12 protein-coding genes and 1 pseudogene are annotated in these 13,936 nt (G+C 38.2%); 5 read left to right on the forward strand and 8 right to left on the reverse strand.

The genetic code is table 11. From position 1 onward, the window contains the following. Positions 1-145 precede the first annotated feature (145 nt). From IQ237_RS18275 to IQ237_RS18285, 3 genes are all read left to right on the forward strand, one after another. On the forward strand, positions 146-430 hold the full coding sequence (locus IQ237_RS18275) for a hypothetical protein (RefSeq protein WP_194057686.1): 285 nt from the start codon (positions 146-148) through the stop codon (positions 428-430). Positions 431-565: 135 nt separating this feature from the next. Next, positions 566-2,503: a tRNA uridine-5-carboxymethylaminomethyl(34) synthesis enzyme MnmG gene (mnmG, locus tag IQ237_RS18280; RefSeq protein ID WP_194057688.1), complete on the forward strand. Its 1,938-nt coding sequence runs from the start codon at positions 566-568 to the stop codon at positions 2,501-2,503. Between the two features lie 203 nt (positions 2,504-2,706). Beyond that, positions 2,707-3,969 carry a hypothetical protein gene (locus tag IQ237_RS18285; RefSeq protein WP_228020461.1) on the forward strand — a complete coding sequence of 421 codons (1,263 nt, stop codon included), beginning with the start codon at positions 2,707-2,709 and terminating at the stop codon, positions 3,967-3,969. 172 nt (positions 3,970-4,141) lie between these two features. Here the strand turns inward: IQ237_RS18285 and IQ237_RS18290 are convergent, their stop codons facing one another. From IQ237_RS18290 to IQ237_RS18325, 8 genes and pseudogenes are all read right to left on the reverse strand, one after another. Next, a complete protein-coding gene (locus IQ237_RS18290) occupies positions 4,142-4,795 on the reverse strand; it encodes a hypothetical protein (protein ID WP_228020462.1) in 654 nt (217 codons plus the stop codon). A 29-nt stretch (positions 4,796-4,824) separates the two neighbouring features. Continuing rightward, entirely contained in the window at positions 4,825-5,637 is an 813-nt protein-coding gene (locus IQ237_RS18295) for a hypothetical protein (RefSeq protein WP_194057690.1), read from the reverse strand. Positions 5,638-5,850: 213 nt separating this feature from the next. After that, positions 5,851-6,702 (reverse strand): formyltetrahydrofolate deformylase, encoded by an 852-nt coding sequence (purU, locus tag IQ237_RS18300; RefSeq protein ID WP_194057692.1) that lies wholly within the window; start codon positions 6,700-6,702, stop codon positions 5,851-5,853. Between the two features lie 60 nt (positions 6,703-6,762). Further along, positions 6,763-7,536, reverse strand: coding sequence for a DUF4340 domain-containing protein (locus IQ237_RS18305; protein WP_194057694.1), 774 nt, complete (start codon positions 7,534-7,536; stop codon positions 6,763-6,765). A 91-nt stretch (positions 7,537-7,627) separates the two neighbouring features. Beyond that, positions 7,628-9,271, reverse strand: a complete 1,644-nt coding sequence (locus tag IQ237_RS18310) for a Gldg family protein (RefSeq protein ID WP_194057696.1) — start codon at positions 9,269-9,271, stop codon at positions 7,628-7,630. 83 nt (positions 9,272-9,354) lie between these two features. After that, the gene (locus IQ237_RS18315; protein ID WP_194057698.1) at positions 9,355-10,167 is read right to left on the reverse strand and encodes an ABC transporter permease; all 813 of its coding nucleotides are present in this window, start codon (positions 10,165-10,167) and stop codon (positions 9,355-9,357) included. 1 nt (position 10,168) lies between these two features. Next, positions 10,169-11,182: an ABC transporter ATP-binding protein gene (locus IQ237_RS18320; RefSeq protein WP_194057700.1), complete on the reverse strand. Its 1,014-nt coding sequence runs from the start codon at positions 11,180-11,182 to the stop codon at positions 10,169-10,171. A 31-nt stretch (positions 11,183-11,213) separates the two neighbouring features. Further along, positions 11,214-11,621 (reverse strand): annotated as a pseudogene (locus IQ237_RS18325) (RNA-guided endonuclease TnpB family protein); the annotation flags it as partial. A gap of 60 nt (positions 11,622-11,681) precedes the next feature. On the opposite strand from IQ237_RS18325, the gene IQ237_RS18330 reads away from it, so the two are divergent. Continuing rightward, positions 11,682-11,876 (forward strand): hypothetical protein, encoded by a 195-nt coding sequence (locus tag IQ237_RS18330; RefSeq protein ID WP_194057702.1) that lies wholly within the window; start codon positions 11,682-11,684, stop codon positions 11,874-11,876. A gap of 158 nt (positions 11,877-12,034) precedes the next feature. Beyond that, positions 12,035-13,867 (forward strand): tetratricopeptide repeat protein, encoded by a 1,833-nt coding sequence (locus IQ237_RS18335; protein WP_194057704.1) that lies wholly within the window; start codon positions 12,035-12,037, stop codon positions 13,865-13,867. Positions 13,868-13,936: the final 69 nt, after the last annotated feature.

Below are 13,936 nucleotides of genomic sequence, written 5' to 3' on the forward strand. Positions count from 1 at the left end.
CCCTAATAACCGTTGTGATTCTTCAGGATTGTTATGAATGTACTCAACTATGTTGCTCATAATCTCAGGGTAGGTACACGATTTTATCCTGTTATACCATAATTTGATTCTTTTTCGGATATGTCTACTTATATTTTTAATTGTTATGTGTTTATCACCTTTCTTGTTTATAGCAATATATACGATTCTGACAGAAAAAATTGAAACTATATGTAGAGATAAATTTAATCTTGAATTCACATTTTTTGAAAATCAGAGAAGGGCATCTGAACAGAAAGCACGTTATAAAGCTTTCAGACAATCAAAACATAAAGAGGAAAATGATAAATTGATTCAAGATGCTAAATATGAAGCACTAATAATGAAGCGTGAAGCCGAAAGAAACTTGAATAGAAAAATCAAAAATTTTATGGAGAGAAATCCTTTGTAATCAATCAGTAATATTCAACATCCTGTAAATCCTTAAATCCTGGAAATCCTGATTCTGACAATTAACCAAAATATACGCTAAAATACCCACAGTAACTAACTTTTTTAACTTTTAACTTTTAATTCCTAACTACTTATGACCATGCCCAATACCGTAGAATTCCAAGACGCTTATGATGTGATTGTAGTGGGTGCAGGTCACTCCGGTTGTGAAGCTGCTTTAGCTACTGCTCGCCTCGGTTGTCGCACTCTCCTATTAACCCTTAACCTGGATAAAATCGCTTGGCAACCTTGTAACCCCGCAGTCGGTGGACCTGCTAAGTCCCAACTTACCCATGAAGTAGACGCTTTAGGTGGGGAAATTGGGAAAATGGCCGATCGCACTTATTTACAAAAACGTATCCTCAACTCTTCCAGAGGTCCAGCAGTTTGGGCATTACGGGCGCAAACCGATAAGCGCGAATATGCAGCAGTTATGAAAGGAATTGTCGAAAATCAAGAAAATTTGACAATTCGTGAAGGCATGGTGACAGATTTAGTCTTAGGAAAAAATGATGAAATTATAGGCGTTGAGACTTATTTTGGTGTCGCTTTTGAATGTAAAGCCGTCATTTTAACCACTGGTACGTTTTTAGGTGGGAGAATTTGGGTCGGTAATAAATCTATGGAAGCTGGCCGCGCGGGTGAGTTTGCGGCCGTAGGTTTAACAGAAACTCTCAACCGCTTGGGTTTTGAAACTGGAAGATTAAAAACCGGTACACCTGCAAGGGTAGATAAGCGGTCTGTTGATTACAGTAAAATGGAACTGCAACCAGGAGATGAGGAAGTTCGCTGGTTTAGTTTTGACCCCCAAGCGTGGGTAGAACGGGAACAAATTCCCTGTCACATGACAAGAACTACTAAAGAAACACACAGATTAATACAAGATAACTTGCACCTATCTCCGGTTTATGGTGGTTGGGTAGATGCCAAAGGTCCGCGTTATTGTCCGAGTATTGAAGATAAGATAGTCCGCTTTGCCGATAAAGAAAGTCATCAAATCTTCATTGAACCAGAAGGACGAGATATACCAGAATTATACATTCAAGGTTTTTCCACTGGTTTACCAGAAAATCTACAATTGCTGATGCTGCGGAGTCTTCCGGGTTTGGAAAACTGCTTTATGTTGCGTCCAGCCTATGCGGTAGAGTACGATTATTTACCAGCAACCCAGTGTTATCCTACCTTGATGACAAAGAAAGTTGAAGGGTTGTTTTGTGCAGGACAAATTAACGGTACAACCGGTTATGAAGAAGCTGCTGCACAAGGTTTAGTAGCGGGTGTAAATGCGGCGCGGTTTGTCCGGGGTCAGGAAATGATTATTTTTCCCCGTGAGCAAAGTTACATTGGGACTTTAGTTGATGACCTGTGTACCAAGGATTTGCGTGAACCTTACCGTATGCTTACGAGTAGATCAGAGTATCGTTTATTGCTACGTTCTGATAATGCCGATCAACGGATGACACCGTTAGGAAGGGAAATTGGTTTAATTGATGACAGACGGTGGGATTTATTTACACGCAAACAAGAACAAATAGTAGCGGAAAAAGAAAGACTGCATTCGACGAGAATTAAAGAACATGAAGAAGTGGGACGTGCGATCGCTAAAAGTACTCAACAAGCAATCAAAGGTTCAATCACCCTAGCTGACTTGTTACGTCGTCCGGGAATACACTATGTAGATTTAGAAAGATACGCACTAAGTAACACCAGTCTTAACCAAGCGGAAAAAGAAGGGGCGGAAATAGATATCAAGTATTCTGGATATTTAGCCAGACAGCAAAACCAAATTGAGCAAATAGCTCGTCAAGCCAATCGAACATTGCCAGCCGATTTAGATTATGCAGCAATTGATACCCTTTCCAAAGAAGCCAGAGAAAAGCTGGCGAAAGTAAGACCCTTGACTATTGGGCAAGCAGCAAGAATTGGTGGTGTTAATCCTGCGGATATCAATGCGCTGTTAATTTATTTAGAAATCCGTAAAAACAAGGAGCAGAATGAGTTTTCCTTATTAGCAAATACAAAAATTCATTAAGGATGGGTATATTATAGGGTGGGGGATCAGTATGATGGACTACATAGATTTTTGAAGTAAAATTCTGAATCATTTCTAAATCACAGTAAAATTTAATACCACTGCCAAATTACTGCCAAATTAAGGTTAGTGGTGTAATTTAAAGAAAGTGATTTCCCGGACATAATTGGGTTTCCTTTCCCTTTCTAGCAGCCACAAAGAAAATGTCTATGATAACAGAAGCCAGCACACATCTAATGATTTCTGAAGCACTAGAGGACTTACTCCCCAGTGAAGCCCCGTCGATAGAGACTTACGCTGAAGGCTTGATAGATGAACTCTTCACCGATATCGACAACATACTAGATTGTGGTAGAAAACACCCTGCCAAAACCATAAGGATAGAATATGTGCCACATAAGCAAACAGTAGCGGTGAAGATGCAAGAAGTTGTTTTGACACAGACAGTAAACCGAGCAACCAAAGCGATCGCGCCCATCCAAAAGCCGCAACCAAGTACACTGGTTTTAAATCCTCCCTCTGTCACTGCAATTAGGAAAAGGAATCAAAAGCACAGCGGTGGATTAGGCAACCTGCTCGTGTTAGGCTTAACCTTAAGTGTGGCAATGGTTGGTTCAGTCTACCTAGCACAGCCGACATTATTCACCAATATCACTGCCCAATTTACTCCATATATACCACCAACAGATCAGGTAAAATCACCAGTACCTGTACAACCAGATCCTCATGGTGAGTTAGTTAATTATATGTTGCAGGCTTTGGCAGTGATAGACCAGCAAGGCTCTAGTAATGATCAAATACCTGCTAAATCTGGGTTACGTGATGTTAATCCCAGCCAAACAAACTCTTTACCTTTGCCCAGTAACCAACCTATTGGCACTTTACCCCTACCAGTGGCGGCTAACAATGCCCCACCTGCTCCCAGTCGAGTGACAAATGTGGTAGAGAGAATATATGTTCATGTTCCTGTTTATCAAGCACCTCCAACTATACGCCCATTACCAGAAGTTTCCCCAATGTCAGCGCAGGTATCACCACCTGAGGTTGTCAAAGATTCCCTTAGTAATGTGCAACAAGCAACCAAGCCCCTGCCAGCAAAAAATTCACCGACAACTGTGAAGCGGGCAGATGCTTCTAAGCTACCAGCTACAGCACCACCAAAACTACCTGCGGCGATCGCAACTGCATCATTACCAAAACCAGAAACATTACCAACTACACCCACAACTACACCCACAACTACCCAACAGGTGTATTTACCTGCCCATTCAGCCGAGTTGGAAGGATTGTTAGAGTTAGGTAGCAAATCTGCGGCTTTGTTCAAAATTGATGGTGTGACTCGCCGGATTAACCTGGGAGAAAATATTGGTGCTACTGGTTGGACGCTAGTAGACGTAAGTAATGGTGAGGCAATTATCCGCCGTAATGGTGAGGTGCGCTCAATTTATGCAGGTCAAAAGTTGTGACAGATAACAGGAGACCTGTCCTGGGAGCAGTTACCTGATATAGTTGAACAAAAAATGCTGAATCTTGCAAGAGGGAGAACAGCCTAGCGCAGAACTATTGCTTCAAACCAAAACACATTTGACTGGAGTAAGCATTGACATTAATTGACAGATGTCAACAGTAAGTATCAAGTTAATGCTTATTCACACTAGCCTCAAGAGTTTTTACCTGAGTTTGTAATTCTTCTACTACTTGTAAATGCGATCGCTCTAGTAAATAACCAGCCCAAACAAAGCTGCCAGTTAACACAGTCACCACCACCAGTAAAATACCAGTTAACAATTTCACTTGAGAGCGAAGCTGTTTAACTTCATACATCTGATCTTGAGCTTGATCACGAGAATTTAAGTTAGTCCCTTGATCTTCTACTACTATCTCTACTTTTGGGGTTTCAATTTTTTTAAACTCAATTTGGCTTCGCAACCAATCTGTGATCAATTTAGGGAAATTCTTTTTAAACCATTGCCAAGCAATCATTCTGAATGCAGGTTTAGACATTTTGGAAATCCATTTCAGGGTTCTCTTGATATTTTGAGACTGAAACTTTTGGTTGATCAAATTAGTTGACCCTGCATCATAAAGACAATTCAAAATCAGCTTAACGGTTGCTTCCTCTCTGTAAACCAGATTTTCCAGCAAAAGCAGGACATCTTGCATCAATTGTTCTTCTCTTTCGGCTTCTGTAGGCAATTTTGTTAAATCATTTGATGGTGGTAATTGTTTAGACATATTAACTGTATAAATTCTTAATTTTTCATTAGTGCTTTCCTTTAAGTATACTGACATCAGAAAGTATTTGCTATTTCCTGGATACGTTAATATTCAATTTCTTCACAATGGATTAATAAACGTTCCAAACCTTCAGCCAAAGAAATCAAATCTTGCCAAGAAGAACCACTGACTAGATTTTGAGCGTGTGCTAAACGGTTCCGCAAATGTTCAGCAGATTTGAGAAAGCGTTCACCAGATCGTTTTGAATTTAACCCCAATTTATTAAACAATTCAGGTTGATTTAATACCAATTCCCGCTTGTCGCAAAATTGCAGATAATCTAATAAATCTGTGGCTTCATTTCTTTCTTGACTTTCACGCCATAATTTTTGAGCAGCTTCTAAGCGGTCAGGTTTAAGAACTTTTTGCCATGAATCTTGGGGATAATATAGCCGCACCAGTCGTAACAAATTCATTTCTAGCAGCGTTACCAACCCAAACAGGAACATTCTGACTGGTGCTTTCTGCAAATCACCACAAGTAATAATGCCACTAACATTATTACAGTCTAATACAAATAATCTGGATTTTTGTTGCAGAATTGGCAACAACTTCATCAAGGGTGTAGACATAGCAATGAGTTCCTGAGGATGAAACACTTGTTGATAGTTGCTGCATTTTCCCGATTGGTTTTCTCGTAAATTTTCTCTTAAAGTAGAACGTTCTACATAACCTGTAATACTACCTTCTGTTTCCACTCCGACGACATCAAAATCCTGCAACTCCATCCAATTTATAATTTCTCTTATATCTGCATCAGCTTTGACGGCTTTGAGAGGTTCGGCTACATATTCTATGGTAATACTGTTCTCAAATAAGCTGCGTAAATCTTGAGAACGTGACTTTAGCTGTTTCATTTGTCGTTAACAATAAGAATTGAAACTAGTATTTCATGAAAGTCTGTATTTTGACTGTTAACGATATTGCAGGAGTCGTAGGGGCGAAGCATTCATTCGGAAAATAACCTGTGATAAAATGTGATAAAAATTGATAATTTATCGCCCGAATGCTAATCTTTCCAGCACGCTTCGCAAACGCCCGTACAGGAGTCAGGAGTAAAACTCTGTTATTTATTCAAAAACTACGGTTTTATTACCATAGACTAAAACGCGATTTTGTAAATGCGATCGCACTCCCCTAGCTAAAACAATTCTCTCTAAATCTTTACCTTTTCTAATCAAATCATCTACATTATCCCGGTGACTTACCCTAACTACATCCTGTTCAATAATTGGACCACAATCTAAATCAACAGTTGCATAATGGGCAGTTGCACCAATAATTTTTACACCTCTTTCAAAAGCTCGATGATAAGGATTCGCGCCAATAAATGCAGGTAAAAATGAGTGATGAATATTAATTATTTGCGGGAATTGCTGAATAAAATTATCAGTTATTATCTGCATATATTTAGCCAAAACTACCAAATCAATATTATATTGACGCAATAATTCTAATTGCTTTATTTCCTGTTCTTGTTTATTCTCTTTAGTAATTGGAAGGTGATGATAATCAATACCAAATTGTACTGCAACTTCCTGTAAATTGGGATGATTACTAATAATTAAAGGTATATCTGCATTAAATTCTTTAGCTTTTTGTCGCCAAATTAAATCTAATAAACAATGATCTTGACGACTTACCCAAATAGCAATGCGGGGAACAGTATCAGAAAAATGTAATTCCCATTTAGCGCCTAAAGGTTGGGCGATCGCATTAAAAGCAGCACCAATTAAATCCCTGGGTAAATTAAAACCATCCAACAGCCATTCTATACGAGTGAGAAATAAACCAGCTTCAAAATCTGTATGTTGATCAGCATCAATAATATTACCACCATTAGCATAAATAAAATTAGCAAATTTTGCGACTAATCCTTTTTGATCAGGGCAAGAAATCAGTAAAGTTGCTGTTGGGTTCATTTTCGGTAATTGGTGATTGGTGATTGGTAATGGGTAAGAGTAATTAATATTAATTATTAATTATTTAGTATGGGCGGGATTAGGATATATAGGTATTGGTGCAAGTTCTAATTTAGTATTTTTAGTATTTTGTTGAGTTTTTTGATCAGGTTCTTCACTGGGTTGTTTACCAGATTTTTCACTGTTTTTTTCATTAGCTTTGTTAGCAGATGCTTGAGATATTTCTTGCCATTCTGATAATTCCCGATTGACAGCATTAGCGAAATCTTTAGAAACTAATAAAACCTGAGTATTTCCATTATTGTCAATCACAGGATCAACTTGGGCGTATAAGAAAGAGTTGTTAAAATTAGGTTTCCCTAAAATTACTTGATGGGTTTTTTGATTTTTCAGTTTAATATCAATAGTAGCTTGAGGTTTATCTAAACCAAATTCACTCAATTGATTAGGTGAAATTGATACACTACTTTCACTTTTACCTTTAACCAATAAATCCGTTAAATAAGAAACTATAGCCTCTTTTGCAGGTTCTGGTTTGGGAGATTTTGGTAATTTAATTGACCACTTTGGCGCTTCTAGTTTCTGACTTTTTTCTAAATTTAAAGTGTAGTCCTTCGTTTTAATATCTATAGATAGAACATCCTCAACATTAAATGAGAAAATCTGCTGTTGAGTGGTTTGATTTTGCTGATTTTGCCGATTTCCCTGATTTATTTTATTGAGGTGACTTTGTGCAAATTGTTGTGGTTGATTTTTCCGTCTAATTTCATCAAAATAGACAAAACCACTTAAACCCAACGCTAAAATTACTAAAGTTAAAGTTGTTCGTTTCATTTGGAAATAGGTGACAGGTGACAGGTCACAGAGAAGAGGAAGTAGGTGAAACAGGTAGATAAATTCATAATTATCAATTATCAATTATCAATTATCTTCTTTTCCACCAAATAATAGCGCCGGTAGCTAAACCAATGAAAGGTAAAAGCAACAAAGAAGAAATACTTAATAAATTGGCTTTTGCAGTTGACATAGTGATACGGCGATTTGTTTGTTCTTTGGGACGAATTGAAAGAGGTTGTTGATCTTGTTGACTTAACCAAGTGACTGAGTTGAGAAATACATCTCCATTTAATTGTTGCTGAAATAAACCATCTCTAGCAAAATCTGAGTTTCCAAACACTACTAAGCGAGATTCTTTGCTTTGATTTTGAGAATTTTCCTCAGTTGGGGAAACTGTAGGAGATAGGGTAGGTGTGGGAGATGGGGAAGCGGTAGATGTAGGAGATGGGGAAGCAGTAGATGTAGGAGATGGGGATGATAAAGTTCTAGTTAATGCTACACCTAAAGTTAAAGGACCTTTTAAATCTTGACCTTCATTAAACTCTAAATTTTCGTTTTGCTGGTCACTTTCTGCCCAACTATTAGGATATGATTTAGTTCTGAGTAAAGGAGTAGATTGAACATTAGGAGTTGGTTCAATTAATATAGGACGTGCAAGGGGATAGAAAGAAATACCATTACCAAAATCTTTAGTGATGGGATGTTGTCCATACTCTGTAACAGCAGGTGCAGCAGGACCTAGTCCTAAAGTTGTTCCAGAAACATCAACCGCTAAACGATTATCTAATTTTACACCCCAATCTTGCAATAAGTCATCAATTTTTGGGTCAGTATTAGGGTCAACCATTAACATTAAATTACCGCCACGATTGAGATAATCTTGTAAAGCTGTAACTTCACCTGCTAATAACTCTCGTTTTGGACCAGCGACGACAACAACAGCAGCATCTTCAGGGACTGTAGTTTGTTCTGTTAAACTCAGAGGTAAAGCTGTAAAATTTTTGTCTGCTAATCCTTGAATAGCTTGAGAAATAGCATTTTTAGCATCTGTAAATTCTAGTTCACCGTGACCTTGCAGAAAGTAAACTTTAGCGGTATTGTTGCTAGTAATTTGTTGTAAACGGCTAGTTAATCTTACTTCTGATAGACGTTCATATTCATTGACAGTTTGTACTAATTGGCGCTTATTATCAAATTCTAGATAAACTTCGCCAAAATCTTTCACACCAAATTTTTCTGCTAGTCCTGGTCTGGTTTGGGGGTCTATATATTCAAAGTTAAACTTAGGAGTTTGACGACGATAATTTTCTAGTAATTGTTCATCTTGCAGATTTTGTTCTCTGGTAAATAACCAGAGTTTCGCAGGTTTAGGTAAAGTCCGCAATAATTCTTTAGATTGGGGTGCGAGGGTAAATAATTGAGTTTCTGTTAAATCTAATCTTAACTGATACCGTGTACCTAAAAAATTGATTAATCCTAATATTGTTAATACTGCCAAAGTTGCCACTAAGGCGTTAGTTGTAGATACGGTAGAACGTTGGTTCCAAAATTGATTTTTTTGGGCTTGGAAAAATACCCAACCAATGCAAATCAAAAGACCTGCGATGATAAATACTAGAGGTAATATATCCCATTTATCTAATATTACCCCGACTGTTAAACCAAGGGCTAATAAAAATGGGCCACATAAAAATAGTAGATTAGGGAAATTTTTTTTAGGTATTTTTTTCATTATTGGTGATTGGTGATTGGTGATTGGTGATTGGTGATTGGTGATTGGTACAAACTTCTTTACTGTCACCTGTCACCTCCTAACTATTGCCGTTGAAAACGCAGTGCATCTATTGATTGGGCGGTGAGAAAAATGCCTAAGATAATGTAACTAATAAATAAAATGAAGGCGCTACTATCAAAAATTCCTTGAATTAATGTGTTGTAATGTTTGAGTAGGGATAGATGAGCTAAACTTTCTCCCAGTAGACCTGGTATAGCTTTAGATATGGAATCTATTAATAATAGTAAAATGACCACAACAAAGGTGAGAACGGCTGATAAAAGTGTGCTGTCTGTTAAGGAGGAAATGAACATTCCTAATGATAAAATTGCTGCTGCTAATAATATCAATCCTACATGACCAAGAATAGGAATAACTGGAGACATGGGAGGATTTGAATCGCTAATGGCTATGACTTCAAATCCGAGTAATGGTAATACCATTGTGATGAAAAATGTTAAAACTCCTAATAATTTACCTACGGCTACAGCCCAGTTAGTAACTGGTGATGTGGCTAATAATTCTAATGTTCCGCGTTTGCGTTCTTCGGCATAAAGTCCCATTGAAAGTATGGGTAAAATAAACAATAATAACCAACTGATTCTATCTAAAAATGCCCGGATAAATTCATAGGGTACATCTATGGGGGGAACGGGTACTCCTAATTGTTGCCCTTGGACATCATAAGCCGCAACTGTGGGCAAAATTCCCCCTGGTCCTATTAAAATCATCACCAAAAATAACCCAGAAATAAACCAGAAGATACCAGCTATACCATAAGCCAAGGGTGATACAAAATAACTTTGTAATTCTCGGCGATAAATGGCAATTATATTAGCGATGACGATACCCATTTTATGCGTTTTCTCCTTCTGTTTCTGGTGTGTTTTCTAGTGTAGTTTCTGGTATTTCTTTTGCTGGGAGAAGTACATTTTTCTCTTCGGTTGTTAGTTGTAAAAATACATCTTCTAAACTAGCACTAACCCGTCGCATTTCATATAAATCAAATCCTCCCCGAATTAATGCGGCTGCAATATCTTTTCCTGGTTCTGTGCCTGGTTGAGATATAACACGCAGTAGGGGACGATGATCATGACTTATCGGCATTGATTCTACCAAAATCACGTCCTTTACATTTTGTAATACCTGTTTTGCTAGGGTAACTTCTCCAGAAATTTCTAACTCATAACCCGAACCTCCAGTTAACTGTGTCATTAAATTTTCTGGGGTGTTGGTAGCTACGACTTTACCACGGTTGATGATGGCTACGCGGCTACAGGTCATGCTGACTTCTGGGAGAATATGGGTAGAGATGATGATGGTGTGTGTACCGGCTAGACTTTTGATCAAGTTTCGCACGTCGATAATTTGCCGGGGGTCTAGTCCTACGGTGGGTTCATCGAGGATAATGGCTGGAGGATCATGGACTATTGCTTGCGCTATTCCCACTCTTTGGCGAAAACCTTTGGAAAGCTTGCGAATAATGACTTTACGCTTTTCTGTGAGGTTGCAGCGTTTCATAGCAGCTTGTACTTTTTGGGGGCGATCGCCTGCGGATACGCCTTTAATTCGAGCTACAAAGTGCAAAAACCCCTCAACTGTCATTTCGGGGTATAAGGGCGGTGTTTCCGGTAAATAGCCGATTTTTTGCCGCACTGCTAAAGAATTTTCATGGACATCATACCCGGCTATTTTGGCTGTTCCTTTGGTAGCTGGAAGATAACCGGCTAAAATCCGCATGGTTGTGGTTTTACCTGCACCGTTGGGACCTAAGAAACCTAAGATTTCTCCTGGTTCTACGTTAAAGGTGACATCGGCTATCGCTGCGGTAGAACCATATATTTTACTCAGATGTTCAACTTCTATCATTTGGATGTTATTGGTGTGATATATGTCAGCGATCACCAATACCTTTTTTGTCAGTAAAGGTGATACGTCTTTTTGTTGGGTGTAATGACCATCCAGAAGTTTTATATTCAACTGAACGGTTATCTTTTTGAAACCCAGGATATCCCTTTTTACCTACAACTTTCTGTTTACAGTTGTCGTAAAATCTCTGAATTGCTTGCCATGCTCTTTCGGTTGCAGACTGACAAGCCATTGAATTTAATTCTTCTACAAAACTAAATTCTTTTCGTAGTGCTGTTGAGTAATTATTTAATGCAATTTTGTTAACTTTGGCTTCTTTGGGTGAATCCATCCAGAAGCGAATAGCTTTATTCCTGACAAACTGAGTTGTCCTGATTGCCTCGTTAATAGCTTGTTTTTGGCTTTGATTGCATTTGGCTTTGTACTCTAACACCAGCACTACTTAATCACCTCCATTTGCTCTGCTATACTAAATGCAGTTTACTTATATATTTTAGATATGTCAACAGGAAAGGGGAAAAAGAGAATCAAGAATACACCAGTTCTTTATGATGAGATTAAGAAGCAAAGAGGCATTAACTTAACTGATACAGCTTGGGAGATTCTAGCTAGGCAAGCTAAAACAGAAAAAATCAGTGTTAGTGAGTTAATTGAACGATATGCTAGAACATTAAATCAGCCTAACTGCCCCTAAAGGAGCGAACCGTTCGCCTACATCCACTGTTCTTTAGCACGATAAAGTATCAATGTCAAGCAAGCTCTGATATTTTATCGAGCGTGGTTTTGGCTCACTCGATTTTCTTATAAAATTAGATAAAATTGGAATTGTTGTCATGTTATCTATTTGCTAAAGTGTCTGAATCTTTACCTTTGCGCGATCGCTACCTGGCTTTAATTGATCAAATAGTCGAAACCACCCTGAAAGGCAAAATTAGCTCCGTAGAACAAATATATCAAATATTACTCCAAGGCATTGCTTCCGGTACGGGGGAAGTTTTTGAGTTAGCTTTTAGCGATCGCTTGAATACCATCCAAACCCAGGTAGACAACGAAACAGACGAACTCAAAAAAGCCAAAGCCACCCGCAGTCTAAGAGCAATCAAAACCATCCAAACACAATGGCAACGCTGGCAAGAACAAAACAAAGCCACCGAAATCATAGCTTCAGCAGTACGGGAAATTACCCTTGCTAGTAATGAGGAGCGTTTAGCCGTATTCCTGCGCTACACCGATCCCAATCAGAAATATCCCTTAAATTTATCGCAAATACAACAACTAGCCAAATCCTTACAACAATTTGGTGCAGCAAACTCAGATTTAACACAGATATCCACAGGTATAACTCAGGCGATCGCCCCTTGGCAACGCATCCAAGAAAACCTCCTCAGTTGGATGTATGAACAAAAAACCTCTCTCGGTTTTGGTGGTGTACCTGGTGAAAAAGGACCTTGGGCAAGTTGGGCGAAATTAGTCAAAAGCGAAATACCGCAATCATTTTTTCAGACTTTAGCAATAGAACAATCTCCAATAGAATTTACCCAAAAACAACAAAACCTTACCCTCAGTGATTGGGTAGAATTAACAATAGTTTTACAATTCCTACAACGAGGTTTAGTTAGTTGGTTTGATCAACAAGCTTATGATATTCAAGCAGGTCCCAAATTATCCATTTCCACATTTTTAACCTTTGCCGTCATTTGGAGTCAACTAGCAAACGGTTGGCAAAATCAATCAATAATATATAGTAATGGCGCTTCACAAATAATGTTACAAATTTTGCGAACCTTTGCCCAACGTCCCTATTTTCCCCTCTATGGTGGGATTTTCGCTTCCTTTTCTGGTAGTTATTTACGGGATGCACTGGATTATTTAGATGAACCATTGCGTTATGCGGAAGGAACACAAGAAAAAGCCAGAATCTTAACATTATTGGGTTATTCTCAACGAGCTTTAGGCAATTATCCGCGCTCCATAAATTTCCATCAACAAGCTTTAGAAATTGCCAGAAATGCTCAAGACACAGCTTGCGAAATTGCTAATCTTAACCACCTCAGTCGTACCTATGTCCAAGAAAAAAATTATGCTGAAGCAATAAATAATAGTCAAAGAGCATTAATATTAAGTAGACAAACAGGAGACAAAACCGGAGAAACTAACGCCCTCGTAAACTTAGGTTACAGCGAAGTCATGCAAGCACAGCAATTAGAAAACACTGAACCAGAAGTTTATGAATCAGCAATTAATTATTTAGAACAAGGTTTAAAATTAGCCGAAAAAATTGGTGATGTTCAAACTCAATCTTTATGTTTTAGTAGTTTGGGAATTGCCTATTTAGTCACTTCTCAATATCAAGAAGCAATCAAATATTTAGAACAGGGTTTTAGAACAGCGCAAGTTTCTGGTGATTTATATATTCAAGGTCGAACTTTAGCTTATTTATCAGAAGCTTATTATAACCTTCTCAACTTTGAAAAAGCCATTTATACAGGTTGTTTGGGAATGTATCTATTAGAGCAAATTTCATCCCAAGAATGGCAACAACCCGCAGGTTTATTAACCACAATCAAAAGACAATTGGGAGAAGATAAATTTCAAGTTTTATTGCAACAAAACCGCCCTAAGATAATTTCTGTTATTGGTGTAGACGGTTATGATTATTTACCTGATTTATTAGCAAGATATTAGTTACACCATATTTCATCTGGATGAGGTACACCAGGGCGGGCAGGATGCTCACCCCACAAGAGTTTTATT

Origin of the sequence: Sphaerospermopsis sp. LEGE 08334 (assembly GCF_015207205.1) — a bacterium.
In the GTDB taxonomy this organism is placed as follows: Bacteria; Cyanobacteriota; Cyanobacteriia; order Cyanobacteriales; family Nostocaceae; genus Sphaerospermopsis.

What these genes read in the sequence shown, in the direction of transcription:
- IQ237_RS18275 (WP_194057686.1), top strand. Translation starts at nt 146, where the DNA reads ATGTGTTTATCACCTTTCTTGTTTATAGCAATATATACGATTCTGACA.
- mnmG (WP_194057688.1), top strand. Translation starts at nt 566, where the DNA reads ATGACCATGCCCAATACCGTAGAATTCCAAGACGCTTATGATGTGATT.
- IQ237_RS18285 (WP_228020461.1), top strand. Translation starts at nt 2,707, where the DNA reads ATGTCTATGATAACAGAAGCCAGCACACATCTAATGATTTCTGAAGCA.
- IQ237_RS18290 (WP_228020462.1), bottom strand. Translation starts at nt 4,795, where the DNA reads ATGTCAGTATACTTAAAGGAAAGCACTAATGAAAAATTAAGAATTTAT.
- IQ237_RS18295 (WP_194057690.1), bottom strand. Translation starts at nt 5,637, where the DNA reads ATGAAACAGCTAAAGTCACGTTCTCAAGATTTACGCAGCTTATTTGAG.
- purU (WP_194057692.1), bottom strand. Translation starts at nt 6,702, where the DNA reads ATGAACCCAACAGCAACTTTACTGATTTCTTGCCCTGATCAAAAAGGA.
- IQ237_RS18305 (WP_194057694.1), bottom strand. Translation starts at nt 7,536, where the DNA reads ATGAAACGAACAACTTTAACTTTAGTAATTTTAGCGTTGGGTTTAAGT.
- IQ237_RS18310 (WP_194057696.1), bottom strand. Translation starts at nt 9,271, where the DNA reads ATGAAAAAAATACCTAAAAAAAATTTCCCTAATCTACTATTTTTATGT.
- IQ237_RS18315 (WP_194057698.1), bottom strand. Translation starts at nt 10,167, where the DNA reads ATGGGTATCGTCATCGCTAATATAATTGCCATTTATCGCCGAGAATTA.
- IQ237_RS18320 (WP_194057700.1), bottom strand. Translation starts at nt 11,182, where the DNA reads ATGATAGAAGTTGAACATCTGAGTAAAATATATGGTTCTACCGCAGCG.
- IQ237_RS18330 (WP_194057702.1), top strand. Translation starts at nt 11,682, where the DNA reads ATGTCAACAGGAAAGGGGAAAAAGAGAATCAAGAATACACCAGTTCTT.